At 70.8% G+C, this 23,933-nt stretch carries 23 protein-coding genes and 4 tRNA genes; 16 read left to right on the top strand and 11 right to left on the bottom strand.

Annotated features, from left to right (window positions below; genetic code table 11):
- Positions 1–22: 22 nt before the first annotated feature.
- The 6 genes from ACQKM2_RS11310 to ACQKM2_RS11285 form a co-directional block, all read right to left on the bottom strand.
- A complete protein-coding gene (locus ACQKM2_RS11310; RefSeq protein WP_427708503.1) occupies positions 23–1,195 on the bottom strand; it encodes an NAD(P)-dependent malic enzyme in 1,173 nt (390 codons plus the stop codon).
- On the bottom strand, positions 1,182–2,501 hold the full coding sequence (locus ACQKM2_RS11305) for a hypothetical protein (protein WP_427708502.1): 1,320 nt from the start codon (positions 2,499–2,501) through the stop codon (positions 1,182–1,184). The genes ACQKM2_RS11310 and ACQKM2_RS11305 overlap by 14 nt, the downstream gene beginning before the upstream one ends.
- Complete coding sequence (locus ACQKM2_RS11300) at positions 2,491–3,993, bottom strand: class I adenylate-forming enzyme family protein (protein ID WP_427708501.1); 1,503 nt, start codon at positions 3,991–3,993, stop codon at positions 2,491–2,493. Before ACQKM2_RS11300 ends, ACQKM2_RS11305 begins: the two co-directional genes overlap by 11 nt.
- Complete coding sequence (locus ACQKM2_RS11295) at positions 3,986–6,253, bottom strand: peptidase domain-containing ABC transporter (protein WP_427708658.1); 2,268 nt, start codon at positions 6,251–6,253, stop codon at positions 3,986–3,988. Before ACQKM2_RS11295 ends, ACQKM2_RS11300 begins: the two co-directional genes overlap by 8 nt.
- Positions 6,254–6,714: 461 nt before the next feature.
- Positions 6,715–8,334 (bottom strand): condensation domain-containing protein, encoded by a 1,620-nt coding sequence (locus ACQKM2_RS11290; RefSeq protein ID WP_427708500.1) that lies wholly within the window; start codon positions 8,332–8,334, stop codon positions 6,715–6,717.
- Positions 8,335–8,880: 546 nt separating this feature from the next.
- On the bottom strand, positions 8,881–9,369 hold the full coding sequence (locus ACQKM2_RS11285) for a YajQ family cyclic di-GMP-binding protein (protein ID WP_427708499.1): 489 nt from the start codon (positions 9,367–9,369) through the stop codon (positions 8,881–8,883).
- Between the two features lie 204 nt (positions 9,370–9,573).
- Between ACQKM2_RS11285 and ACQKM2_RS11280 the strand changes: the two genes are divergently transcribed.
- Positions 9,574–9,655 (top strand) — tRNA-Tyr (locus tag ACQKM2_RS11280).
- 65 nt (positions 9,656–9,720) lie between these two features.
- Here the strand turns inward: ACQKM2_RS11280 and ACQKM2_RS11275 are convergent.
- Positions 9,721–10,230, bottom strand: a complete 510-nt coding sequence (locus tag ACQKM2_RS11275) for a hypothetical protein (RefSeq protein WP_427708498.1) — start codon at positions 10,228–10,230, stop codon at positions 9,721–9,723.
- A gap of 107 nt (positions 10,231–10,337) precedes the next feature.
- Between ACQKM2_RS11275 and ACQKM2_RS11270 the strand changes: the two genes are divergently transcribed.
- Positions 10,338–10,778 carry a DUF3574 domain-containing protein gene (locus ACQKM2_RS11270; RefSeq protein WP_427708497.1) on the top strand — a complete coding sequence of 147 codons (441 nt, stop codon included), beginning with the start codon at positions 10,338–10,340 and terminating at the stop codon, positions 10,776–10,778.
- Positions 10,779–10,834: 56 nt separating this feature from the next.
- Here the strand turns inward: ACQKM2_RS11270 and ACQKM2_RS11265 are convergent, their stop codons facing one another.
- Together ACQKM2_RS11265 and ACQKM2_RS11260 are read right to left on the bottom strand one after the other, a co-directional pair.
- Entirely contained in the window at positions 10,835–11,491 is a 657-nt protein-coding gene (locus ACQKM2_RS11265) for an SDR family oxidoreductase (protein ID WP_427708496.1), read from the bottom strand.
- Positions 11,492–11,545: 54 nt separating this feature from the next.
- A complete protein-coding gene (locus ACQKM2_RS11260; protein ID WP_427708495.1) occupies positions 11,546–12,817 on the bottom strand; it encodes an amidohydrolase family protein in 1,272 nt (423 codons plus the stop codon).
- Between the two features lie 370 nt (positions 12,818–13,187).
- On the opposite strand from ACQKM2_RS11260, the gene ACQKM2_RS11255 reads away from it, so the two are divergent.
- From ACQKM2_RS11255 to ACQKM2_RS11210, 10 genes are all read left to right on the top strand, one after another.
- Positions 13,188–13,260 (top strand) — tRNA-Thr (locus ACQKM2_RS11255).
- A 48-nt stretch (positions 13,261–13,308) separates the two neighbouring features.
- A tRNA-Met gene (locus tag ACQKM2_RS11250) sits at positions 13,309–13,381 on the top strand.
- Positions 13,382–13,467: 86 nt separating this feature from the next.
- The gene (rpmG, locus tag ACQKM2_RS11245) at positions 13,468–13,632 is read left to right on the top strand and encodes a 50S ribosomal protein L33 (protein WP_007265873.1); all 165 of its coding nucleotides are present in this window, start codon (positions 13,468–13,470) and stop codon (positions 13,630–13,632) included.
- 215 nt (positions 13,633–13,847) lie between these two features.
- Positions 13,848–14,300, top strand: coding sequence for a MaoC family dehydratase N-terminal domain-containing protein (locus ACQKM2_RS11240; protein ID WP_007265874.1), 453 nt, complete (start codon positions 13,848–13,850; stop codon positions 14,298–14,300).
- Between the two features lies 1 nt (position 14,301).
- Positions 14,302–14,733: a MaoC family dehydratase gene (locus ACQKM2_RS11235; RefSeq protein ID WP_427708494.1), complete on the top strand. Its 432-nt coding sequence runs from the start codon at positions 14,302–14,304 to the stop codon at positions 14,731–14,733.
- A 126-nt stretch (positions 14,734–14,859) separates the two neighbouring features.
- Positions 14,860–15,414 (top strand): TetR/AcrR family transcriptional regulator, encoded by a 555-nt coding sequence (locus ACQKM2_RS11230; RefSeq protein ID WP_427708493.1) that lies wholly within the window; start codon positions 14,860–14,862, stop codon positions 15,412–15,414.
- 81 nt (positions 15,415–15,495) lie between these two features.
- On the top strand, positions 15,496–16,983 hold the full coding sequence (locus ACQKM2_RS11225; RefSeq protein WP_427708492.1) for a DHA2 family efflux MFS transporter permease subunit: 1,488 nt from the start codon (positions 15,496–15,498) through the stop codon (positions 16,981–16,983).
- A 241-nt stretch (positions 16,984–17,224) separates the two neighbouring features.
- Entirely contained in the window at positions 17,225–17,623 is a 399-nt protein-coding gene (locus ACQKM2_RS11220) for a DUF3291 domain-containing protein (RefSeq protein WP_427708491.1), read from the top strand.
- Complete coding sequence (locus ACQKM2_RS11215; RefSeq protein WP_427708490.1) at positions 17,624–18,724, top strand: UDP-N-acetylmuramate dehydrogenase; 1,101 nt, start codon at positions 17,624–17,626, stop codon at positions 18,722–18,724. It begins immediately after the preceding gene.
- Between the two features lies 1 nt (position 18,725).
- Positions 18,726–19,178, top strand: a complete 453-nt coding sequence (locus tag ACQKM2_RS11210) for a hypothetical protein (RefSeq protein ID WP_427708489.1) — start codon at positions 18,726–18,728, stop codon at positions 19,176–19,178.
- Here the strand turns inward: ACQKM2_RS11210 and ACQKM2_RS11205 are convergent.
- Together ACQKM2_RS11205 and ACQKM2_RS11200 are read right to left on the bottom strand one after the other, a co-directional pair.
- Positions 19,132–20,151 (bottom strand): adenosine deaminase, encoded by a 1,020-nt coding sequence (locus tag ACQKM2_RS11205; RefSeq protein WP_427708488.1) that lies wholly within the window; start codon positions 20,149–20,151, stop codon positions 19,132–19,134. The two genes, ACQKM2_RS11210 and ACQKM2_RS11205, sit on opposite strands and share 47 nt — an antisense overlap.
- Positions 20,152–20,339: 188 nt before the next feature.
- Complete coding sequence (locus ACQKM2_RS11200) at positions 20,340–21,566, bottom strand: pyridoxal phosphate-dependent aminotransferase (RefSeq protein WP_427708487.1); 1,227 nt, start codon at positions 21,564–21,566, stop codon at positions 20,340–20,342.
- A 195-nt stretch (positions 21,567–21,761) separates the two neighbouring features.
- Between ACQKM2_RS11200 and ACQKM2_RS11195 the strand changes: the two genes are divergently transcribed.
- From ACQKM2_RS11195 to rplK, 4 genes are all read left to right on the top strand, one after another.
- Positions 21,762–21,834: transfer RNA gene (locus tag ACQKM2_RS11195), tRNA-Trp, on the top strand.
- 105 nt (positions 21,835–21,939) lie between these two features.
- Positions 21,940–22,221, top strand: coding sequence for a preprotein translocase subunit SecE (gene secE, locus ACQKM2_RS11190; RefSeq protein WP_042801552.1), 282 nt, complete (start codon positions 21,940–21,942; stop codon positions 22,219–22,221).
- Positions 22,222–22,305: 84 nt separating this feature from the next.
- Positions 22,306–23,241, top strand: a complete 936-nt coding sequence (gene nusG, locus ACQKM2_RS11185) for a transcription termination/antitermination protein NusG (protein WP_427708486.1) — start codon at positions 22,306–22,308, stop codon at positions 23,239–23,241.
- A gap of 170 nt (positions 23,242–23,411) precedes the next feature.
- On the top strand, positions 23,412–23,846 hold the full coding sequence (gene rplK, locus ACQKM2_RS11180) for a 50S ribosomal protein L11 (RefSeq protein WP_007265885.1): 435 nt from the start codon (positions 23,412–23,414) through the stop codon (positions 23,844–23,846).
- Positions 23,847–23,933: the final 87 nt, after the last annotated feature.

The raw sequence follows: 23,933 nt of genomic DNA, 5'->3' as shown, positions 1-23,933 counted from the left end.
GGGCTGTGTCCTTTCCTGCGGTTCATGAGACGGGGGCCGCCGCTCCGACGGCCGCGCTGACGTGCGCGAGGACCGCCGGGTCCAGGACGTCGGGCATCAGGTGGCCGGCGTCGAGCGTCGGGAGCGAGGCCGAGACCAGTCCGTCGACCGCGGCGAGCAGCATCGCGGGGGTGATCTGCTCCGCTCCGGCGGACAGGGCCCCGTGGAAGATGCCGGGGACCGCCAGCAGGTTGGTGACGCAGTTCGGGGCGGTGGCCCGGCCGGTGGCGTAGAGGGCCCCCACCGAGCACGCCGCCTCCGGCAGGACCTCGGGAACCGGGTTGGCCAGCGACAGGACGATCGGCTCGGGACGCATGCTGGCCAGCAGGCTCCCGGCCACCGTGGCCCGCGACAGTCCGACGAGGGCGTCCGCGCCCGCCAGCGCCTCTTCGAGGCCGCCGGTCAGGGCACGCGGGTTCGTGTACGCGGTGGCCTCGCGTTTGGCGTCGTCGAGGTCCCGGCGCCGGGCGCCGACGATTCCGCGCGTGTCCACCAGCGTCAGATCGGGCAGGCCCGCCGTCGCCAGCAGCCGCGCCGTCGCGATACCGGCCGCGCCGGCGCCGAGGATCACCACGCGCATGGCGGCGAAATCGCGGCCGGTGAGCAGCGCCGCGTTGCGCAGGGCGGCCACCACGGCGACTGCCGTGCCGTGCTGGTCGTTGTGCATGACCGGGCAGTCGAGCGCGTCGCGCAGCCGCCGCTCCAGCTCGAAACAGCCCGGCGCGGCCACGTCCTCGATGCTCACGGCCCCGAAGGACGGCCGCAGCGCGGCCAGTGCCGCCACGATCGCGTCGATGCGTCGGTCGGAGAACACCAGGGGAATCGCGTCCAGGCCGGCGAGCTCCTTGAAGAAGGCGCACTTCGTCTCCAGGACCGGCAGACATGCGCGCGGCCCGACGTCCCCGAGCCCCAGCACGGCCGAGCCGTCACTGACGACGGCGACCAGGCGCGGGGCCCAGGTGTACTGCTCGGACAGCTGCGGGTCCCGCTGTATCGCGGAACTCACCAGAGCCGTTCCCGGCGTGGACAGCGCGGCGAGCCCGGATCCGACCAGCAGCGGACGTCGTAGCGCCGTCCCGATGAGGCCGTGCTCGAAGGTCTCCAGCACCTGCGGTACGGACAGCCCCGGCGGCGCCGGCAGGCTAGCGTTCGGCATGCTGAACGCCGGTTCCGCCGACGGACGGGGCCGGCCCGGCCCCGGTCCGGAAGCCGTCGGCCGCATCGTGCGCCGCGGTCCGGCGCCCGTCCCCGGGCCTGTCCGGTCCCTGACTGAGGACGCTTCGGAACTTGCGCCCCGGCTCGTGCAGGACGTCCCCGAGCAGGACCGAGACCTCGCTGGCGAAGAAGGTCGGCTTCAGGTACTCCGCCAGGACCCGGCCGGCCTCGGGGGTCCAGGCCCGCCCCGGCTCGATCACCGTGGTCAGCTCCGCCCCGGTCTGCCGGAACTGGTAGCGGGCGATGGAGCCCGGCCACGCCTTGAGGGCCCGGCGCACGCCGATGTCGAAGAAGGTCTGGTAGACCGGCTCGCCACCGTCCCCGACCGCGTACTCGGCTATCCGCCCCTCGACGACCTCGATCGCCGGGCCGGACCGGCCGCAACCGCACTCCTCGGCGCGCACCGTCACCCGGTCGCCCAGGTCGTAGCGGAGCAGCGGCATGGTCCGGAACCGGTGGTTGGTGACGATCAGGGCACCGGTGCCGTGGGACGCCGGACCGTCTTCGGTCAGCACTTCGACCGTCAGGTTCTCCGTCAGGACGTGGCGGACACCCAGCGGACACTCGTAGGCGACGCACCAGGTCTCCTTCGAGCCGTAGTGGTCGGCGAGCCGAGCGCTCGGGAACGCCGTCCTGATGGCGGACCGGTCCCCGGGAAGGGTCGGCTCGCTGTTCAGCTCGATGAGGCGCAGGCTGTCCGGGCCGGTGAGCCCGCGCTCGGTCAGCCAGCGGCCGAACAGCCCGGCCACACTCGGAACGACCTGGAACCACACCGGCCGATGCCGGAGGAGCGCGTCGTGGTACTCCTGGAACGCCGCGTCGGACAGATCGCGGACGCTCAGGCTGAGGACGCTTCCGCGGACCTTGGCACGGCCTTCGTCGTTCTCGTCACTGCTGAACCGGCAGGCCGGCAGCCGCGGTGAGGTGACGCCGTACCAGCGGCGGGCCTTCCACAGCGGCATGGCCGCCCGGGTCCCCTCCACGGACCGGTAGTAGCGGCGCAGCGGGGTGCCGGTCGTTCCGCTCGTCTCGACGAACAGCAGGTCCGACGGGACGTACCCGTCCGTCAGGAACGCCGACTCCCGTCCCCGGACGCCCGCCTTGCCGAGCACCGCGAGATCACTCAGCGCCGAGGCTCCGCCGGGGTACGCCTCCCGGTAGTGGGGAACTTCCTTCAGCGCGTGCCTGACGAGGCTCTCGACCTCCTGACCGGCTCGGCCGGCCGAGCCCGACGGTTCAGACCCCATGACGCTCAGCCCTTCCGATCTTGCCGTTCACGGTCCGCTCCAACGAGTCGACGAACACCACGTCCCGCAGCCACTTGTGGGGGGCCAGCTGTGTGCGCACGGCCTCGTGGATCTGCTCGGCGGTCACCACCACGTCCCCGCGCCCGGCCACCACCAGGGCCACCGGCCGCTGCCCGCGCCGAGGGTCGTCGCGGCCGAGGACCCGGACCGCCGTGACGCCGTCGACCGCGCCGACGACCTGCTCCAGCTCCTCGGCCGAGACCTTCTTGCCGGCGACGTCGATGAGGTTCTTGAGGCGGCCCTGGACGTAGACGAGGCCGTCCTCGTCCACCCGCCCGAGGTCGCCGGTCCGGATCAGCCCGGGCGCCACGAGGACGTCGGCCTCCGCCGCGGAACCGGAGAGGTAGCCGAGCATGGCGTACGGGGTGTGCGCGTACAGCTCGACCGGCTCCTCGGCCGAGCCGGCCGGCCCGGCGGCGGACGGGGTCCCGACGCCCACCCCGTTGATCGGGCGGCCCACGCAGCCCTGGGCCAGCGGGTCGCGGCTGCTCCGCCACGTCGTCAGCCGCGGGCCGCACTCGGTCATGCCCCAGGTCTGGAGGATCTCCACGTCCGGCAGACCGGCGGTCACCCGCCGCAGGAACTCCGGGGTGACGGCCGAACCGCCCAGCGCCACCTGGCGGAGCGTGGGCACGTCGGCGAGGGCCCGGAGCAGCACGTCGCCCATCAGCTGCGGGACCATCGTCGTGTTCGTGCACTCCCCGGTCCGCATCGCGGAGACCAGGTCGAACGGCATCGCGGGCCGGGGCGGGAATACCAGGCGCCCGCCCACCAGCAGGTGGGCGAGGATCTGGCTGGTGTGGCAGTAGCCGAACGCCGGCGACAGGATGAGGAGAGTGGTGTCGTCACGGCCGAGACCGACCGACGACGCGTGCGCGGCCGCGTTCGCCACCAGACGGTCGGGACGGTGCAGCGCGCGCTTGGGCAGTCCGCCGGTACCGCTCGTGGAGAGCAGGACCAGGCCGCCCGCCGCGAGTTCCGCGTAGGGCGACGGCGACGGCGACGGCGGGGGCACGGCCTCGGAGTCGGGCCGGCGACGCACCACCTCGGTGCCGGTGACGTGCGGGACGAGCCGTACGCCGACTCCGTAGCGGGCCATCTCCCGGTCGGTCTCCGCCCGGCCCATGGCCGGGTCGTACGGCATCACGTTGGCGCCGGCCGACAGCGCCGCGAAGTAGGCGGTGAGATAGGCCGTGTCGTGCGTCGCCTCGACCATCGCCAGGTCGCCGCGCCGCACTCCGGCGGCCCGCAGCCCGGCGGCGTCGGCGCGCACCGACTCCACCAGTTCGGGGTACGTCAGGGCGCGGGCCGGATCACGCACCGCCCAGCCCTCCGGACGCAGCCCGGCCGCGTCCTCCAGGGCGCGCAGGACGGCGTGCCCCGTCGGCCCGGCGGCACCGGCCCCGGCGCTCCCGTTCTCCGGATCAGGCATCGAACAGCCTCCGATGTTCAGCGGGGCCCGCCGACAGGTCCTCGGCCGACCGGTAGCTGGTGGTTTCGCCGTCCTCGACGACCACGATCAGGTCCGCGTCCCGCGCGGCCGACAGGCGGTGCGCCACGGCGACCAGGGTCCGGCCGGCACGGGAGAGGGCCGCGAAGATCTGCTCCTCGGTCTCCCGGTCCACGGCGCTCGTGGCCTCGTCGAGGATCAGCAGGTCCGGGTCGCGGACCAGGGCGCGGGCGAGCGCGACGCGCTGCCGCTGGCCGCCCGAGATGCCCGCGCCGTTCGGCCCGAGCATGGTCTCGTAGGCCATCGGCATCGCCATGACCTCGTCGTGGATGCAGGCGCTGACGGCCGCTTCCTTGATCTGCTCGTCCGTCACACCCGCCTCGCCCATGCCGATGTTGTCGCGGATGGAACCGGCGAACAGCCGCGTGTCCTGGTTGACGAAGGAGATGGAACGCCGGAACGTCGGCCGGTCGAGCTGTTCCATCGGAACGCCGTTCAGCCGGACGCTGCCCTCGGTCGGGAGGTAGAGCCCGGCGGCCATGGCGGCCAGCGTCGACTTGCCCGAGCCGGTCCGGCCGAGCACGACGGTGAAGGTTCCGGGGGCGATGGCGAGGTCGACGTTCTTCAGCACCGGCCGCGCACCGCCGGGGTAGTCGAATCCGACGCCCTCGAACTCGACCGTGCCGCTGCCGTCCCCGGTCAGCAGGACGTCCTGCGGGGAACGCTCCGGAACGGCGTCCAGGATGTCGCTCAGACGCGCAAGCGGCGCGTACAGGCCGGCCACCTGGAGACCGTTCTGGACGATGTTCGCCAGCGGCACCAGCATGCCCATGGACAGCGAGGCGAATCCGATCACGGTGCCCAGCGAGGCCGTGCCCTGCGCGACCCGGACCGCACCGATCAGGAGCACGAGGACCGGGGCGACGAACTGGATGCCCATGCTCAGCGCCCCGCTCAGCACCGCCCACCGGCGGGCCCGGCCGCGGGCGTTGATCTCGTCGGCCAGCACGTTCGACCAGCGCTCGCCGGCCAGCTCGTCCAGGCCGGCGGCCTTGAGGGTGGCGACCCCGTCCAGCAGTTCGATCAGCTCGCCCTCGGCCTGGGCCTGGCTCTCCAGAGCGTCCACCGAGAGGTACCGCTGCCGCTGCCAGGACGTCACCAGCACGGCGATCTGAAGGACTGCCAGGACGAAGACCAGCAGGGCGAGTCCAGGATCGACCAGCGGCAGCAACACGCTGTAGCCGAGGACCAGTACGCCGTCGAAGGCGGCCGACAGCGTCGTGTTCGTCAGGACCTGGCGGGTGATGGCGGTGGTCCGCACGCGCAGCGCCAGGTCCCCGCTGTTGCGGGTGACGAAGTAGTCGTAGGGCAGCGAGAGCAGGTGCTGGAGGATGCCGAGCGTCACCTGCTTGTCGGCCAGCGCCTGCAACGACTGGATCGCCAGCCCTCGTGCGGCCTGCAGCCCGAGGAAGACGACCACCAGCACGGCCGCGCCCGCGGCCGCGAACGGCAGTCCGCCCAGCGGTCCGCCGGGCTTCACGTGACTCACCAGGTACGCGGACGCGAGCGGGACGACGAAGTTGAACGCCAGCAACGCCAGCGACGTCGCGGTCAGCGCGCCCCAGTTCGCCGCCCGGGGGAGGAAGTGGCGCAGGTACCGCCACGGGCTCTTCGGCTTTCCGGCGTCCGGCGCGGTGTCCGCCGGCCGGTCCTGGACCAGCGGCGCCTGGAACTCCAGCACGACGCCGGTGAACGCCTTCGCAGCGGTGTCGAGGTCCACCCGGCGGCGTCCGAACGAGGGGTCGACGATGTAGACCCAGCCGTGCGAGACCCGCTCCAGCACCACGAAGTGATTGAAGTTCCAGAACAGGATGCTGGCGGGCGGCAGGTCGGCGAGGCCGTCGATCGTGGCACGTACACCGCGCCCGGACAGGCCGTGGCGCCGGGCCGCCTCCAGCAGGGTCCGGGCCGAGACTCCGTCCCGGCCGGTCAGGGTCTCCTGCCGCAGCTGCTCGATGCCGATCTCGACGCCGTGGAAGGCGAGCACCATGGACAGGCACGCCACGCCGCAGTCCGTCATCTGCGACTGGATCCGGACCGGGACGCGCCGGTTCGCGTGACGCGACGGCCGGGCTGCGGAACGCCGTTCGGCACCGTCGCTCCGGACCTGTTGCGCGGGACGGAGCCGAGCACGTGTGACGACCAGCGGCCCGTACTCCTGCGAGCTCGCCCGCTTCTCCAACGCTTCGCGACGGAACCGTCGGTCCCGTTCCGCGAATCCGTCTCGCGGGAGCTGTCGCTCGTCCGATCCGCTCATCCGTACCATTCCCCATGCGCCGCCGGTGGGGACACCGGCGCGCCGCCGACTCGGCCACGTGCGTGTCAATGCGAATCGGGAGCCAGCCGCCGGCATGAGCCGGCGACTGGCTCCCACTCGATCTCGGGGAGTTGTCCGCCCCTCAGGGCGCCTCCCCGTTGATCCGGCAGGGCCGAGATCAGATCTTGCCGCGGGCGGGAACCGCGAGCAGGCCACCGACGATGTCGTCGAGGTCAGCGTCCGACAGCTCGCAGATGTCGACGTTGGTGAACTCAATCTTCTCCATGGAAAAACACCTCCTCCCCTCACTTGATTCTTGTGGTGTCGCCGTCGGCTTTCGACACGTCCCGACCCGGGGATCGGGACGGCAATCGGCCGACGGACGTCTAAAGGGGACCGCGGACCACCACTACATCCCCTGGGATGACGTGGTCCGGCGTATCCGGTTCGGCTGCACGCAGCCTGGCATGCAAATCATCGATATCGGTGCCGACGGCCGCGCACACGGTCGCGCGCAATGCCGTTCCGCCGTCAGGATGATCCTCGACCTCGACCTCGACGCCGGCCGTCGCAGTTCCGAGCAGACCAGCCAGCCCGGCAGCGATTTCGGCGACATCGACGGCGACCGCTGACCGGCCCAGGGAATTCTTCAGGAATTCCCTTTTGTGGCCGTCCTTGCGGGATGTCGAATGCCTTTCCCTGTCTTCTTTCGACTGGAAGACATTCACATCGTATATCCGCTTCCGAAGAATTTCAAGAAACTCTTCGGAAACAGCTTCCGGGAATATCGATTCAAGGAATACCAGGCGCAGGGCCGTCTCGTCCCGATCGCAGCGCACCTGCAGGCTCACGCCATCGGTTTCGTGGGCGAACTCAGGCCAGTACGGCCCGGTCTGCACCACCACCGAAGGCGTCTGCACGTCCTCTTCGAGCTGCCGGCCGCCGAGATGGTTGACCGAGATCCCGCAAGCCCGGTGGGCGCCCCAGCGCTCACGGGAGATCCGGCGGATCCCGGTGAACGCCTCGACGGACAGGCCCCGGTGCGCGACCACGGCCAGCAGTTCCCGTTTGACCTGGCGCACCAGGTCGCCCGGCTCGGCCGGGCGTTCCAGGACCACGGGCAGTGGCAGCATGAACATCCCGACAACGCCGCGCTCGGCCCACCGGCGGGTGTCCACCGGGATGCTGAATTTCAGCAGGTCCTGCTCGGTGAACTCGAAGAGGGCGGCCGCGAACGCGGCCAGGATCCATTGGAACTCCGTCACCCCGGCCGCCCGTGAGCGATCACGGAGGGCCGTCAGGCCGGCTTCCCGCCAGTTCAGCCTCTTGAGCACACAGGACTGACCGCCATCATCCGGACCCACCCGCCCGATCGCCTGGAACGTGGGCGGCGCAGCGGCCGCCCGCGACTCCCAGAAGCCGTCACGGGACGGATCCGAACGCTCCCGGGCCGCCCTCAGGCGTTCCCGGACGACGGATTCGAAACCGACGGGCACGCCCATGACCGGCTCGCTCCCGGCTTCCAGCTCCCGGTAGCGCCGCCACAGGTCGTTGACGAACAAGGTGCGGCCCGTACCGTCGATCACCAGGTGGGAGAAGGTGGCGAGGAACGCGTGAACCGACTCGGAGTGCCTGAGCAGATGGAATCGGAACGGAAGCTCCTCCGCCAGCTGCCAGTCTTTCCACAAGTCCGCCATGAGCAGGTTCCGCGCATAGCGGCCGAACTGCTCCTCGTCCTTGCTCGCCACCTGCCGACAGTCAATCAGGTCCTTCCCCTCGGGGACTTCCCTGACCCATTGCACCGCTTCACCGTCGAACCCCGTGGCGACGCCCAGGCGAAGCGCCTCGTGATCCGTCACGCAGCCTTTCAGGGCGGTGATGAAACGAGAGACGTCGAGCTCGCCGGAGATGCGCTGCTGGATGTATACCGGATTCCGGCCCGCATTGTTCTGCAGGGCAGACCAATGGTTGTACTGCCCCTCGGTGAGAGGAAACGTACGACTCATGGCACTCCGGACTGGTAGGCGCAACGGTGGCGTTCTGCAGAGTTCGACCTCGATTTGTCGGTCATGATGGCCGACCGGTCGTTCCTGAGTAATTTGACCAGCTCGGCAAGGGCGTGAATAGAGCGTCCCGGGTAAACCCCCTGCCCTTTCGGGCAGCCGCGGCCGGGGGAGGGGCGGCGGTTTCGGGGACGCGGCGGGGCGGGCTCACCCGGAGAAGTGCCCGGCGGGTCGGGGACGAGGCTCCGGGAGCAGCGCGAGGGCGCGTTTCAAGAGTGGGGAGCGTCGTGGCCGGTCGGCCGGTCGGTGCGAGGGGGGACGGCCTTCGGTACTTCTGCGTCCTGGTGCCGATCAAGCACGGGGGGCGTCAAGGCGGTGCAGAAGCGCCTTGACCGCGCGAAGCCGTCGATCGCGCTGAACATCTGCACGTGGCTGTGGCCGGGCGGGGAGGACACGACGAGGGCAGCGATCGAAGCCGTTTTCGGCATTGCGTCGCCGACGTGCCCTCCCGGGCCGGGGACTAGCGTTTCAGCAGGTCAGACCGGTTTTCTAGCGGTAGTTCACGAACTGGATCGCGAAGTCCAGGTCCTTGCCCTTGAGGAGGGCCTGGATGGCCTGGAGGTCGTCGCGGCTCTTGGAGCTGACGCGCAGCTCGTCGCCCTGGACCTGGGCCTTGACGCCCTTGGGGCCCTCGTCGCGGATGATCTTCGCGACCTTCTTGGCGTTCTCCTGGGAGATGCCCTCCTCGATCGACGCGAAGATCTTGTACTCCTTGCCGGACAGCTGCGGCTCGCCGGCGTCCAGCGCCTTCAGCGAGATCCCGCGCTTGACCAGCTTGGTCTCGAACACGTCGAGGACGGCCTTGACGCGCTCCTCGGAGACCGCCTCCATGAGGATCTTGTCGCCGGACCAGGCGATGGTCGCGTTGGTGCCCTTGAAGTCGAAGCGCTGCGAGAGTTCCTTGGCGGTCTGGTTGAGGGCGTTGTCGACCTCCTGCCGCTCGACCTTCGAGACGATGTCGAAACTGGAGTCGGCCATGTGCTGTGGCTCCTTGAAGTCGGCTGTGATGGGCCCCGCAGGGCCGCGGCCGGACATCCCCGGACCGCTCCGCAAAGCCTAGCCACCACGCCCACGTGCGGCGCTGATCAATCCGGTGGCGAACCACCCCCGAGCATCGGGTATCGTTTACGTCGTTGCCAGGGAACAACGCCGAAAGGCGGAGGAACCGAAGCGACATCCCATGGCGGTGTGCCCGAGTGGCCAATGGGAGCGGACTGTAAATCCGTCGGCTTAGCCTACCCAGGTTCGAATCCTGGCGCCGCCACGCGAGTGGAACCCCCGTTCATCTGCGGAAACGCAGTGGACGGGGGTTTCTTCGCATACCCCCGCTCAGAGCCGGGGCGCGGTGACCGTCAGGTGGTAGGTCGTGTCGATCCAGAAGCCGTTCGCCGCCGCCGCCTCCACCTCCAGGACGAACTGGCCCGGCGGGAGGGGTTCGAGGGCGCACCACAGCCCCCAGGCCACCTGCGGCAGCCCCCTCAGCGGGAAGGGCTTCGAGGAGAACTCGCGGGGCTCCAGCGGAGAGCTGTTCAGGGCCGCCGAAGCCCGGGCCACCTCCAGCCGCCACGGCCGGGTCAGGAACGGCACCGCCGCCCGCTTGGTGTTCAGCACCGGGAAGAACAGCGGCCGGCCCGACGGGATGCTGCACCGGCGCACCACCCGGCCGCCGTAGGTCCCCGCCAGGAACCACACGTCCCGGGGCTGACGCCACCCGGCGTACGCGCCCGTCGCGTCCCCCACCGGGCTCTCCTCGTCCGGCGCGGACAGGGCCCACCGCCACCACCGCGCCGCGAGCCGACCGCCCTCCGCCGCGCTGACGCGCCACTCGCCGTCGCCCATGCCCCACCCCGGAACCCCCGTACGGCCGCCCCCTGCGGCCGATTTCGGGGTGACCCTATCGGCCCCCCGCCACGCACCGAAGCGGTCGGCCGGTCGTTTCACGGGGCATGACATGGACTTCGGACAAACGCGGCAAAGCCGGAGGCGGCGTACTGCTCGCCCTGCTCGGCGCCGGCATCCCCGCCCTGGTCGGAGCCGCGCTGCACGGCAACACGGGAGAGCCCTACCGGGAGACCCGCCTGCACTTCGCCGCACAGCGCCCCGACGGCCGGGAACCCGTCGCGAAAGGGGAGTTCACCCGGTTCCTCGACCGCGAGGTCACCCCCGCCTTCCCCGAAGGGCTCACCCTCCGCGACGCGTACGGCCAGTGGCGCGGCGACGACGGCGCCGTCATCCGCGAGCCCGGCTACGAGGTCGTGCTGCTCTACCCCCGTACCGAGGCCGACGAGCGCGGCACCCGCGTCGAACGGATCCGCCGGCAGTACGAGAAACAGTTCCTGCAGCACGCCGTCCGGCGCGTCGACGACGAGGTGCAGGCCGGTTTCTGACAGCCGCTCGACCCCACGGCACACCGCCCACGACCCACCGCCCACCGCACCCCGCGTCAGTTGCCCGCCACGTCCTTCACGGCCACCGAGACCGGCGCCGAGCCCGAGACGAGCTCCAGCGTCAGCCCCGCCGTCGCCGGAGTCTCGACCAGCTCCGCCAGCACCGCCGCCACGTCGTCGCGCGGCACGAGCCCCCGGCCCGTGTCCGCCTCCAGCCGGACCAGCCCCGTACCGGCCTCGTCCGTCAGCTGACCCGGCCGCAGCACCGTCCACTCCAGCCCGAGCCGGGTCCGCAGATGGGCGTCGGCGTCACCCTTCGCCCGCAGGTACACGTCGAAGACCTCCTCGCCCCCGTGCCGCGGGTCGGCACCCATCGTGGAGACCATCAGGAAGCGGCGCACCCGCGCCCGTTCGGCGGCGTCGGCGAACAGCACCGCCGCAGCCCGGTCCACGGTGTCCTTGCGCGCCGCCCCGCTGCCGGGACCGGCACCGGCGGCGAACACCGCCACGTCCGCGCCCTGCAGGATCCCCGCGACGTGCTCGACCGAAGCAGACTCCAGGTCGCACAGCACCGGTTCGGCACCCGCCTCCCGCAGGTCGCCGCCCTGCTCCGGATCACGGATGATGCCCGCGACCTCGTACCCGCGCGCGGCGAGCAGGCGCTCCAGCCGCAGCGCGATCCGACCGTGTCCACCCGCGATGACGATGCGCATGCCCCGACCGTACGACGGCCCGCCCGCCCCCGCCCGCGAACACCCCGCGACGCACTACGGTCCCGGCTCCGTACGGCCCTGCCGGGGCAGGTCCAGGGCCACCGCGACCGCCGAGTCGCAGTACTCCCGCACGGCACTCGTACGGGCTACCACCCGCCCCCGGTGGATCACGATGCGGCTGTACGCCAGCGACAGCACCCCGGCGATCCGGTCCCCGCGCACGGCCAGCAGCTCCGCCGGGAAGCCGGCCTCCACCCGCACCTCCGGCAGCCCCATCGCCTCCCGGGCGGCGGCACTGACCGCCTCGTAGGCCTCGCCCGCGCGCAGACCGCCCTGCGAGGCCAGCAGGTACGCCGCTTCGAGCGGGTCGCCCCGGCCCACCGGGTTCCCGGCGTCCCGCAGCGCCCCGCTGCCGGCCGCGACCCGGACCCCGGCCGAGCGCAGCAGGCGTACGGGGGCCGTGCGCAGCCCGCGGCGCTCCAGGGCCGCGCAGTCGCCCTGCGGCAGACAGGTGACGCGCACCCCGGCGGCGGCGAGCCGGTCGGCCGCGCGGGTGGCCGAGTCCAGCGGGAGCCGGGACAGGCCGCCGCACGGGCCGACGGTCACCCCGGGCCGAAGCCCCCCGGCCATGGCCGCCAGCCGGGCCAGCCGGCCCGGGTCGTCACCGTCGGTGTGCAGGTCCACCGGGCAGCCGTGCTCCGCGGCCAGCTCCAGGACCGCCTCCAGGAAGCCCGTCGGGTCGGGGTCGAGGTCCGGACAGCCGCCGATCACCGAGGCGCCCATCTTCACGGCGTCGCGCAGCATCGCGAGCCCGTCCGCGCCGGCCACCCCGGTCAGCAGCCGGGGCACCGCCACCGTCGTCAGGTCCGCCAGCCCGCGCAGGGAGCGGCGGGCCTGGAGGACGGCCTCCATGGGCCCCAGCCCGTGCACGTCGCCGATCCGGACGTGGGAGCGCACCGCGGTGGCGCCGTGGCCGAGCTGGAGCAGGGCCGCCTCGGTGGCGCGGCGCTGCACCTCGTCGGGGGCGTACGAGACCGGCCCCTCGCCGTCGGCGGTCAGCGCGGTGTCCCCGTGGGCGTGCGGCTCGGCGGGGGCGGGCAGGAGCAGGTAGCCCCGCAGGTCGACCCGCGACAGGGCGGGGGCGGGCAGGCTGCCCGCGGTGCCCACGGCCTGGATGCGGCCGCCGCTGAGCCGGACGTCGACGGTCCGGCCGTCGGTGAGCCGGGCCCCGGTGAGCAGGAGCCCCGTCGCCTCGGCGGCGGGTCCGCCGACGGGATTGCGCGGGGAAGGGGACGGGGAGGGCTGCTGCGGCTGGCTGTCGGACATCGCGCTCCTGCGGTGGCTCGGGCGGTTCCTGTGCCGTGGCCACAGCCGGCGGCCCAAGATCACGCAGCGTGCTCCGAGCCTAGGGCGCGGGGGTCCCGGGTTCGCGGAGGAGCGCAATAGTCGTACCGGTGTGGTCCCGGTGTGGTCCTGGTGGACCCCGGTGGGGTCCTGCGCCCCCGGGGAACGTGGCGGGAGGGCCTGCCGGGGGACCGCCGGGGGAGCCGAGTGTGACCCCGGGCACAAACGGGCCGTTTTCCGGGTCGGGTGAGGCCCGAGAGGCCCGTGGAATGGCCGGGCGAGCGCTTCGGAGCCCAGTCGCCCCAAAGGATTTGGGCGATCGGCTGGCAACCGTGTAATGTCTTCCTCGCTCGCCCCAATAGCTCAGTCGGTAGAGCGTCTCCATGGTAAGGAGAAGGTCTGCGGTTCGATTCCGCATTGGGGCTCTGGTGAGAGAGGTTCCCCACCCTCGGGTGGGGAACGGATCTCATCAAAGCGGCGTAGCTCAGTCGGTAGAGCAAGCGGCTCATAATCGCTGTGTCACCGGTTCAAGTCCGGTCGCCGCTACACCCAGTAGCCGATTGCGGGGTCGGTCTCCCGATCGGCTACTCTTTTATGCGTTCATCCGTCCCAATCCGTCAAGGAGCACTCACGTGGCTGCCACCGACGTCCGCCCGAAGATCACGCTGGCCTGCGTGGAGTGCAAGGAGCGGAACTACATCACCAAGAAGAACCGGCGTAACAACCCGGACCGCATGGAGATGAAGAAGCACTGCCCGCGCTGCAACTCGCACACCGCGCACCGCGAGACCCGCTAGTCACTGGCGAAGTCTCCAATATAGGCACCGTCATGAGGTCGTCCCCTTCAATGGGGGCGGCCTCGTGTCGTTTCCGCACCAGATCTTGATCGGGTGTGCGGTACGCCGCCCCGGGTGCGGCCGGAGCACTCGATTCGTGCGGAGTTCGAGCGCGCCCCTTCACCATGTCCGTGCAACGTGTCCAAACGTGTCCCTGCAACAGGAGGCAGTGAGCCATGGCCCTCGATCAGACCTTCGTGGGGCGGACCTACCCGCCCACCGAGCCGTACGAGGTCGGCCGGGAGAAGATCCGCGAATTCGCGGTCGCGGTGGGTGACGAGAATCCCGTCTACACCGATCCCGAAGCCGCCAAGGCGTTTGGTCACCAGGACGTGATCGCCCCGCCGACTTTCGTGTTCGCCATCACCTTCGCGGCCGCCGGCCAGGTCATCGAGGACCCGCAGCTGGGCCTGGACTACAGCCGCGTCGTGCACGGCGACCAGAAGTTCGCGTACGTCCGCCCCGTGCGGGCGGGTGACCGGCTCACCGTGACCTCCACCATCGAGGCCGTGAAGTCGCTCGCCGGCAACGACATCATCGACATCCGCGGTGAAGTCCACGACGAGTCCGGCGAGCACGTGGTGACCGCGTGGACCAAGCTCGTGTCCCGCGCCCCCGAGGAGGCCTGAGGTGACCGCGCAGATCCACTACGCCGACGTCGAGGTCGGCACCGAGCTCCCGGCGGCGTCCTTCCCCGTGACCCGCGCCACGCTCGTCCGCTACGCCGGTGCCTCGGGTGACTTCAACCCGATCCACTGGAACGAGAAGTTCGCCAAGGAGGTCGGACTGCCGGACGTGATCGCCCACGGCATGTTCACCATGGCCGAGGCGATCCGCGTCGTGACCGACTGGGCGGGCGACCCGGGCGCGGTCGTCGAGTACGGCGTCCGCTTCACCAAGCCGGTCGTGGTCCCGAACGACGACCAGGGCGCGCTGATCGAGGTCACCGCGAAGGTCGCCGCCAAGCTGGACGACAACCGCGTACGGGTCGACCTGACGGCACTCAGCGCCGGCCAGAAGGTCCTGGGCATGTCCCGCGCCGTGGTGCAGCTGGCTCCCTGATCGGGGGTTGGGGGGCGGGATCTCCTCGGGCGGGAGCAGGGAGGGTCCGGGGGGATCGCTCCCACCCCACCCGGTCCCGCCCCACCCCGCTTGACGTAGTTAGTGATTGAGTACTAACTTACTGCCATGGCAAGGATGAGTGCGGACGAGCGGCGCGAGAGCGTCATTCGCGCGGCGATCGTGGAGTTCGCCTGCGGCGGCTACTACGGGACCTCCACCGAGGCGATCGCCAAGCGGGTCGGGGTTTCGCAGCCCTACCTCTTCCGGCTGTTCCCCAGCAAGCAGGCCATCTTCCTCGCGGCGGCGGCCCGCTGCATGGAGCGGACCCGGGAGGTGTTCGCGCAGGCGGCCGACGGGCTCGGGGGCGAGGACGCCCTGCACGCCATGTCCGCCGCCTACAACAAGCACATCGCCGACGACCCGCAGGTCGTCCAGATGCAGCTGCAGATGTACGTCACCGTGGCGTCCGCCGAGGCGGCCGGGGACCTGGAGTTCGGCCGGCTGGTGCGTGCCGGCTGGCTGGAGCTCTGGGACACCGTGATGGCCCCGCTCGGCGGGGACGCCGTCGAGACGACCACCTTCATGGCCTACGGAATGCTCATCAACACCCTCACCGCGATGGGCTTCGCGCCCAGCCATCGCGTCTGGGAGGGGTTCCCCTCGGCGAGTCCCGAGTGCTGACCCCCGCCCCTGACGGCTCCGCCGTCTTTTTTTGCCCGCGAAAGTTAGTCAGTAATAACTAACAACCCCTAGGGGGGAACCGTGAACCAGCCAGCCGAGACGAAGCTCAGCAGGCCCGCGATCTGGGCCCTAGTCCTCACGGGCGCCGCCAGCTTCATGGCCGCCCTCGACAACCTCGTCGTCACCACCGCCCTCCCCGCCATCCGAGCCGACCTCGGCGGCGGGCTGGAGGACCTGGAGTGGACGGTGAACGCCTACACGCTCACCTTCGCCGTCCTGCTGATGTTCGGCTCCGCCCTCGGTGACCGCTTCGGCCGGCGCCGGCTCTTCATCGCCGGCCTCGCCGTCTTCACCGCCGCGTCCGCCGCCGGAGCCATGTCGTCCGGCATCGACCAGCTCATCGCCGCCCGCGCCGTACAGGGCGTCGGCGCGGCGATCATGATGCCGCTCAGCCTCACCCTGCTCACCGCGGCCGTTCCCGCCGCCCGGCGGGGCGTGGCCCTGGGGATCTACGGAGCCGTGAGCGGACTGGCCGTCGCCACCGGGCCCCTCGTCGGGGGCAGCATCACCGAGCACATCTCCTGGCAGTGGATCTTCTGGCTCAACGTGCCCATCGGCCTCGCCGTGATCCCGCTCTCCCGCCTGCGCCTCGCCGAGTCCAAGGCCCCGAACTCCCGCCTCGACATCCCCGGCACCGTCCTGATCAGCGGCGGCCTCTTCGGCATCGTCTACGGCCTGGTCAACGCCAACATCCACGGCTGGACCAACGCCACCGTCCTGACCTCGCTCATCGCCGGCGGCGTCCTCATCGCGGGCTTCGTGGGCCACGGCTTCCGCAGCGCCAACGCCATGCTGCCCATGCGCCTCTTCCGCGACCGGGGCTTCTTCGGGATCAACATCGCCAGCCTGATGATGTACCTCGGCATGTTCGGCTCGATCTTCCTGCTGAGCCAGTTCCTCCAGGGCGTCGTCGGCTACTCGCCCGCCGAGGCCGGCCTGCGCATGCTCCCCTGGACCGGAATGGCGGTCATCGTCGCCCCGATCGGCGGGGTGCTGTCCGACCGGATCGGCGGCCGCCCCGTCGTCGTCGCGGGTCTGGCCCTCCAGGCCATCGGCCTCGGCTGGTTCGCCATGATCCTGAGCACGGACCTCTCGTACGCCGCCCAGCTCCCGGCGCTCGTCCTGAGCGGGATCGGCATGTCCCTGTTCTTCGCCCCCGCCGGCAACCTGCTGATGTCCACGGTGACCACCGCCGACCAGGGCAAGGCCTCCGGCGCCAACAACGCCCTGCGCGAGGTCGGCGGCGCCCTCGGCGTCGCGGTCCTGGCCTCCGTCTTCTCGGCCCAGGGCGGCTACGAGACCCCGCAGTCCTTCACCGACGGAACCGTCCCCGCCCTGTGGATCGGCGCCGCCGTCCTGGCCGTCGCCTCCGCCCTCGCCCTGCTGCTCCCGGGCAAGGCCGTCGAGACCGCCGGACACCAGGAGCAGGCTCCGGTGGAAGAGGTCGAAGAGGTCCCCGCTCCGGCCGCTGCCCCCGCCCCCGCCCCCACGCCGGTCCGCGTCGGCTGATCCAGGCCGGCTGATCCAGGCCGACCGGTCCAGGCCGAGCGGTCCAGGCCCACTGACCCGAGGAGCGTCGTGTACTACCCGCAGAGAAGATGAGCCCGCGCCGGTCCAGGCCGACCCCGACCGAAAACGAAGGAGTGCAATGTACTACCCGCAGAGAAGATGAGCCCATTACGATGCGTGCGATCCAAAAGGGCCCGAACCCCCTTGTCGTCCGCCTGAACCGTGCGAAGGAGACCCCGTCATGCCCGACATCCCCTGGCTCACGCCCACCCAGGCCGCCCCCGGGTCCGAGGTCTACGTCATGGCTTCCCGCTTCGAGACCGCCACTCTCCTCGGCGCCGTCAGGTTCTTCCTCAAGGCGCCCGGCATCATCAGCCAGATCCGCAAGGCCCCCGGCGCCCACGGCGCGGCCCTCCGGGCCCGCGTCGTGCGCCGGACCTTCCTCACCCTCTCCGCCTGGGAGGACCGGGAAGCGCTCTACCGCTTCGCCCGCAGCGAGCCCCACCGCTCCAGCTCCCGCGCCGCCGGCGCCTACATGAAGGAATCGGCCTTCACCTTCTGGACCGTCCCGGCCTCCGAACTCCCCATCACCTGGGACGAGGCCGAGCGCCGGCTGGCGGAGCAGAAGCAGGGCTACTGAGTGCCCCGCCGGGATGCGAGGGGGACGGACCGTACTCTTGTCCACGTGCAGGAACTCCACGACGCCCCCCTCGCCCCGCTGACCACCTTCCGCCTCGGCGGCCCCGCGGCCCGGCTGGTCACCGCGACCACCGACGCAGAAGTGGTCGAAACCGTGCGCGCCGCGGACGAGAGCGGTACCCCGCTCCTGGTCATCGGCGGCGGCAGCAACCTGGTCATCGGAGACCAGGGCTTCGCCGGCACCGCCCTGCGCATCGCCACCACCGGCTTCACGCTCGACGGCACCACCCTGGAGCTCGCCGCCGGCGAGAACTGGTCCGACGCCGTCGCCCGCACCGTCGAGGCCGGTCTCGCCGGCATCGAGTGCCTCGCCGGGATCCCCGGCTCGGCCGGCGCCACCCCGATCCAGAACGTCGGGGCGTACGGCCAGGAAGTCTGCGACACCATCACCGAGGTCGTCGCCTACGACCGCACCACCGGCGAGACGGTCACCCTGACCGCCGCCGAATGCGCCTTCCGGTACCGCAACAGCACCTTCAAGGACCAGCCCGGCCGCTACGTCGTCCTCCGCGTCCGCTTCGCCCTGGAGGACGCGGGCGGCCTCTCCGCCCCCATCAAGTACCCCGAGACGGCCCGCGCCCTCGGCGTCGGGGCCGGCGACCGCGTCCCGGCCGCCCTCGCCCGCGAGACCGTACTGCGCCTGCGCGCCGGCAAGGGCATGGTCCTGGACCCCGCCGACCACGACACCTGGTCGGCCGGCTCCTTCTTCCACAACCCGATCCTGACCGACGAGGACTACGCGGCCTTCCTGGCCCGCGTCCAGGACCGCCTCGGCGCCGAGACCGCCCCGCCCGCCTACCCGGCAGGCGAGGGACGTACGAAGACCAGCGCGGCCTGGCTGATCGACAAGGCCGGCTTCACCAAGGGCTACGGCACCGGCCCGGCCCGCATCTCCACCAAGCACACCCTGGCCCTCACCAACCGGGGCGAGGCCACCACCGAGGACCTGCTGACCCTCGCCCGGGAGGTCGTCGCCGGCGTCCACGCGGCCTTCGGCGTCACCCTCGTCAACGAGCCCGTGACGGTCGGCGTCGACCTCTGACATGCACTGCCCCCTGCACGGGGCCGGTACGGACCCCACACGGCTGGTGGGGCGCGAGATCCGCCGGGTCGTCGCGTCCTGGCACATCTGCGAAGGCGAGCGCTCCGAGGCACCGCTCGACGTCTGGCTGATCGACAGCCTCGGCGAGTGCACGCGCATCACCACGGGGTCCGACCAGTGCCTCATCGTCGAGTGCGCCGAACCGCACGAGCCGTACGACCTGGGGGAGTGGGGCCGGATCGAGGTCGGCGAGGACCTCGGCGAGCACCCCTTCCTGCGCCACCTCGGCCAGACCGTCGAATCGGTCGCCGAGTTCGCGCTGCCCGAGCAGGGGCGCACCCACCTGGAGATCGGCTTCCCCGACGGTCACCGGGTACGGGCCGACTGCCACGAGGGCGACCTGCGGCTCACCCGGCCAGCCAGTGCTCGATCCCGTCCAGAAGCTTCGCCTTGACCTCTTCCGGCGCGGCCGACCCCCGCACCGACTGACGGGCCAGCTCGGCGAGCTCCGCGTCCGTGAAGGCGTGGTGGCGGCGCGCGATCTCGTACTGGGCCGCGAGGCGCGACCCGAAGAGCAGCGGGTCGTCCGCGCCCAGCGCCATCGGCACCCCGGCCTCGAAGAGGGTCCGCAGCGGCACGTCCTCGGGCCGCTCGTACACGCCGAGGGCGACGTTGGAGGCCGGGCAGACCTCGCAGGTGATCTGCCGGTCCGCGAGCCGCTTCAGCAGCCGGGGGTCCTCGGCGGCCCGTACGCCGTGCCCGATGCGGGAGGCGTGCAGGTCGTCGAGGCAGTCGCGGACGGAGGAGGGGCCCGTCAGCTCGCCGCCGTGCGGGGCCGCGAGCAGGCCGCCCTCGCGGGCGATGGCGAAGGCGCGGTCGAAGTCGCGGGCCATGCCGCGGCGCTCGTCGTTGGAGAGCCCGAAGCCGACGATGCCCCGGTCGGCGTAGCGGACGGCGAGGCGGGCCAGGGTGCGGGCGTCCAGGGGGTGCTTCATGCGGTTCGCGGCGATCAGGACCCGCATGCCGAGGCCGGTCTCGCGGGAGGCGCTGTCGACGGCGTCCAGGATCACCTCGACGGCCGGGATCATCCCGCCGAGGAGGGGCGCGTACGAGGTGGGGTCGACCTGGATCTCCAGCCAGCCGCTGCCGTCCCGGACGTCCTCCTCGGCCGCCTCGCGGACCAGCCGCTGGATGTCCTCGGGCTCGCGCAGGCAGTTGCGGGCGGCGTCGTAGAGCCGCTGGAAGCGGAACCAGCCGCGCTCGTCGGTGGCGCGCAGCTTGGGCGGCTCCCCGGCGGTCAGGGCGTCGGGGAGGCGGACGCCGTACTTGTCGGCGAGCTCCAGCAGGGTCGACGGGCGCATCGAGCCCGTGAAGTGCAGGTGGAGGTGGGCCTTCGGCAGAAGCGTGAGATCGCGTACGTGCTCCATCTGGTGATCCTGCCGCATCGGTCACCCGATTGGCAGCGGATTACCTGAACGGGACGTTGCCCGAACATGAATCTGACGGCCGGGGTCTCACCGGGGCCGGGGCCGGGGCCGGGGCCAGGCCGGACGTGCCGGAGCGGCGCCGCCCCTGTCGGGGTGACGCCGCTCCGTACCGTGCAGCCGCCGGAGGCTTACGCCTTGGCCTCCGCCAGGAGCTTCTGGATGCGGGACACGCCCTCGACCAGGTCCTCGTCGCCCAGGGCGTAGGACAGGCGCAGGTAGCCCGGGGTGCCGAAGGCCTCGCCCGGGACGACCGCGACCTCGGCCTCGTCCAGGATCAGCGCGGCCAGCTCGACGGAGGTCTGCGGGCGCTTGCCGCGGATCTCCTTGCCGAGCAGCTCCTTGACCGACGGGTACGCGTAGAACGCGCCCTCGGGGGTCGGGCAGAAGACGCCGTCGATCTCGTTGAGCATCTTCACCATCGTCTGGCGGCGGCGGTCGAAGGCCTTGCGCATCTCGGCGACGGCGTCCAGGTTGCCCGAGACGGCGGCCAGCGCGGCGACCTGGGCCACGTTGGAGACGTTGGAGGTGGCGTGCGACTGCAGGTTGGTCGCGGCCTTGATGACGTCCTGGGGGGCGATGACCCAGCCCACGCGCCAGCCCGTCATGGCGTACGTCTTGGCGACGCCGTTGACGATGATGCACTTGTCGCGCAGGGCCGGGACCAGCACGGGCAGCGAGGTGAACTTCGCGTCGCCGTAGACGAGGTGCTCGTAGATCTCGTCCGTGAGGACCCACAGGCCGTGCTCGGCGGCCCACTCGCCGATCGCCTTCGCGTCGTCCTCGCTGTAGACCGCGCCGGTCGGGTTGGACGGGGAGACGAACAGGACGACCTTGGTGCGCTCGGTGCGCGCGGCCTCCAGCTGCTCGACGGAGACGCGGTAGCCGGTGGTCTCGTCGGCGACGACCTCGACCGGGACGCCGCCGGCGAGGCGGATCGACTCCGGGTAGGTGGTCCAGTACGGGGCGGGGACGATGACCTCGTCGCCCGGGTCGAGGATCGCGGCGAAGGCCTCGTAGATGGCCTGCTTGCCGCCGTTGGTCACCAGGACCTGGGAGGCGTCGACCTCGTAGCCGGAGTCGCGCAGGGTCTTGGCGGCGATGGCCTTCTTCAGCTCGGGCAGGCCGCCGGCCGGCGTGTAGCGGTGGAACTTGGGGTCGCGGCAGGCCTCGACCGCCGCCTCGACGATGTAGTCCGGCGTCGGGAAGTCGGGCTCGCCCGCGCCGAAGCCGATCACCGGGCGCCCGGCGGCCTTGAGGGCCTTGGCCTTGGCGTCGACGGCGAGGGTGGCGGACTCGGAGATGGCGCCGATACGGGCAGACACCCGGCGCTCGGAGGAAGGCGTTGCAGAGGTCATGGGGCCAATCGTCCCAGACGGCCGAGAAGGCCCGCACACCGTTTCAATCACCGGACGGAGCAGATCCGGATGTCTTCTGTTCGACGTCAGGGCCCGGACCACGTACACTCACCTGTCGTTGGTCCTCAACAGCCGCCCCAGAGCGTGAGCACTCCGTGCACCCGCTCGGATGCGGTAGGTTGGGGAACGCAGCAAAGGGTCGTAGCTCAATTGGTAGAGCACTGGTCTCCAAAACCAGCGGTTGGGGGTTCGAGTCCCTCCGGCCCTGCTTCACACTCCTTCTCGGATGTGTGCGCAGGTACGTACTTCGATGCAACGCCGTGCGGCGCAACCGGGCGCGGCTACGGCCACGACCCGGATTCAGGTGAGAGACGTGACGGACGCCCTGGGCTCCATCGACATGCCTGACGCCGACAGCGACACTCGCGAGAAGAAGGCCCGCAAGGGCGGCAAGCGCGGAAAGAAGGGCCCCCTGGGCCGCCTCGCGCTGTTCTACCGCCAGATCGTCGCGGAACTCCGCAAGGTCGTATGGCCCACCCGTAACCAGCTCTCGACGTACACCACCGTGGTGATTGTCTTCGTCGTCATCATGATCGGTCTGGTGACCGTGATTGACTATGGGTTCCAGGAAGCCATCAAGTTCGTCTTCGGCTGATCCCCGCGGAGGGCGGCGCCTTGATGGGTGCCGCCTTTTTTCGCATGTTCGACCACCTTTTGTATCCAGGAAGAAGCAGCCACCGTGTCTGACCCGAACCTGAACGCGAGCCACGACTCCGTCGAGTCCGTCGAGGACCAGCTCGACATCGTCGAGGCGGCGGACGCTGTGGACCCCGACGAGGTCGAGCTCGCCGACGCCGAGGCCGGCATCGCCGCCGAGGAAGCCGCGCTGCACGTCGAGGACGAGGTCGACGCCGAGGCTGACGAGGACGCCGACGAAGACGCCGAGGACGAGGGCGACATCGAGGCCGACGACGAGGCCGAGGCCGACGACGAGGCCGACGCGGACGTCGAGACCGAGGCCGTCGAGGAGGCCGCCCCGGCCGAGCCCGCCGAGCCCGTCGACCCCATCCAGGCCCTGCGCGACGAACTGCGCCTGCTGCCCGGCGAGTGGTACGTGATCCACACCTACGCGGGCTACGAGAAGCGCGTGAAGGCCAACCTGGAGCAGCGCGCCGTCTCGCTGAACGTCGAGGAGTTCATCTACCAGGCCGAAGTGCCCGAGGAAGAGATCGTCCAGATCAAGAACGGCGAGCGCAAGAATGTCCGGCAGAACAAGCTGCCCGGCTACGTGCTCGTCCGCATGGACCTGACGAACGAGTCCTGGGGCGTCGTCCGCAACACCCCGGGCGTCACCGGCTTCGTCGGCAACGCGTACGACCCGTACCCGCTGACCCTCGACGAGATCGTCAAGATGCTCGCCCCCGAGGCGCAGGAGAAGGCCGCCAAGCAGGCCGCGGAAGAGGCCGGCCTGCCCGCGCCCGCCGTCAAGCGCACCATCGAGGTCCTGGACTTCGAGGTCGGCGACTCGGTCACCGTCACCGACGGCCCGTTCGCCACGCTCCAGGCGACGATCAACGAGATCAACCCGGACTCGAAGAAGGTCAAGGGCCTCGTCGAGATCTTCGGCCGCGAGACCCCGGTCGAGCTGAGCTTCGACCAGATCCAGAAGAACTGATCTTCCGGATTCAAAGCTTCCGAAACAGGTCAGACCAGCCCGTAAAGGGCGGTCTGACCTGCTCGGTTTTTAGCCCCGCGCCCATACCCGTTATCGTGGTGCGGTATGCCTCCATCCGGATGACCGGACGGACGGCTGAAAACTCTCACTAGGACCCGGAGAGAAGAGCAATGCCTCCCAAGAAGAAGAAGGTCACGGGGCTTATCAAGCTCCAGATCAAGGCCGGTGCGGCCAACCCGGCTCCGCCGGTCGGCCCCGCGCTCGGTCAGCACGGCGTCAACATCATGGAGTTCTGCAAGGCCTACAACGCCGCGACCGAGTCGCAGCGTGGCATGGTCGTGCCGGTGGAGATCACGGTCTACGAGGACCGCTCCTTCACCTTCATCACCAAGACGCCGCCGGCCGCGCGCCTCATCCTGAAGAGCGCCGGCATCGAGAAGGGCTCTGGCGAGCCGCACAAGACCAAGGTCGCGAAGCTCACGCGTGACCAGGTCCGCGAGATCGCCACGATCAAGATGCCCGACCTCAACGCGAACGACATCGACGCCGCCGAGAAGATCATCGCCGGCACCGCCCGTTCGATGGGTATCACGGTCGAGGGCTGATCCAGCCCCTCGCAGTTCCCCAGTGGTAGGGCCAAGCGCTGGTCCGCACCACGACTCCATGCCTGAAGCACTTACACAGGAGCAGAA

Origin of the sequence: Streptomyces sp. NPDC004126, from assembly GCF_050275515.1 — a bacterium.
Taxonomy (GTDB): Bacteria; Actinomycetota; Actinomycetes; order Streptomycetales; family Streptomycetaceae; genus Streptomyces.
The sequence above is the reverse complement of the archived record's forward strand: the minus strand, read 5'-3'. Positions and strand labels throughout refer to the sequence as shown.

Excerpts from the sequence above, each read along its gene's own strand:
- ACQKM2_RS11310 (WP_427708503.1), bottom strand. The coding sequence starts at position 1,195 with ATGCCGAACGCTAGCCTGCCGGCGCCGCCGGGGCTGTCCGTACCGCAG.
- ACQKM2_RS11305 (WP_427708502.1), bottom strand. The coding sequence starts at position 2,501 with ATGGGGTCTGAACCGTCGGGCTCGGCCGGCCGAGCCGGTCAGGAGGTC.
- ACQKM2_RS11300 (WP_427708501.1), bottom strand. The coding sequence starts at position 3,993 with ATGCCTGATCCGGAGAACGGGAGCGCCGGGGCCGGTGCCGCCGGGCCG.
- ACQKM2_RS11290 (WP_427708500.1), bottom strand. The coding sequence starts at position 8,334 with ATGAGTCGTACGTTTCCTCTCACCGAGGGGCAGTACAACCATTGGTCT.
- ACQKM2_RS11285 (WP_427708499.1), bottom strand. The coding sequence starts at position 9,369 with ATGGCCGACTCCAGTTTCGACATCGTCTCGAAGGTCGAGCGGCAGGAG.
- ACQKM2_RS11275 (WP_427708498.1), bottom strand. The coding sequence starts at position 10,230 with ATGGGCGACGGCGAGTGGCGCGTCAGCGCGGCGGAGGGCGGTCGGCTC.
- ACQKM2_RS11270 (WP_427708497.1), top strand. The coding sequence starts at position 10,338 with ATGACATGGACTTCGGACAAACGCGGCAAAGCCGGAGGCGGCGTACTG.
- ACQKM2_RS11265 (WP_427708496.1), bottom strand. The coding sequence starts at position 11,491 with ATGCGCATCGTCATCGCGGGTGGACACGGTCGGATCGCGCTGCGGCTG.
- ACQKM2_RS11260 (WP_427708495.1), bottom strand. The coding sequence starts at position 12,817 with ATGTCCGACAGCCAGCCGCAGCAGCCCTCCCCGTCCCCTTCCCCGCGC.
- ACQKM2_RS11240 (WP_007265874.1), top strand. The coding sequence starts at position 13,848 with ATGGCCCTCGATCAGACCTTCGTGGGGCGGACCTACCCGCCCACCGAG.
- ACQKM2_RS11230 (WP_427708493.1), top strand. The coding sequence starts at position 14,860 with ATGGCAAGGATGAGTGCGGACGAGCGGCGCGAGAGCGTCATTCGCGCG.
- ACQKM2_RS11220 (WP_427708491.1), top strand. The coding sequence starts at position 17,225 with ATGCCCGACATCCCCTGGCTCACGCCCACCCAGGCCGCCCCCGGGTCC.
- ACQKM2_RS11210 (WP_427708489.1), top strand. The coding sequence starts at position 18,726 with ATGCACTGCCCCCTGCACGGGGCCGGTACGGACCCCACACGGCTGGTG.
- ACQKM2_RS11205 (WP_427708488.1), bottom strand. The coding sequence starts at position 20,151 with ATGGAGCACGTACGCGATCTCACGCTTCTGCCGAAGGCCCACCTCCAC.
- ACQKM2_RS11200 (WP_427708487.1), bottom strand. The coding sequence starts at position 21,566 with ATGACCTCTGCAACGCCTTCCTCCGAGCGCCGGGTGTCTGCCCGTATC.
- rplK (WP_007265885.1), top strand. The coding sequence starts at position 23,412 with ATGCCTCCCAAGAAGAAGAAGGTCACGGGGCTTATCAAGCTCCAGATC.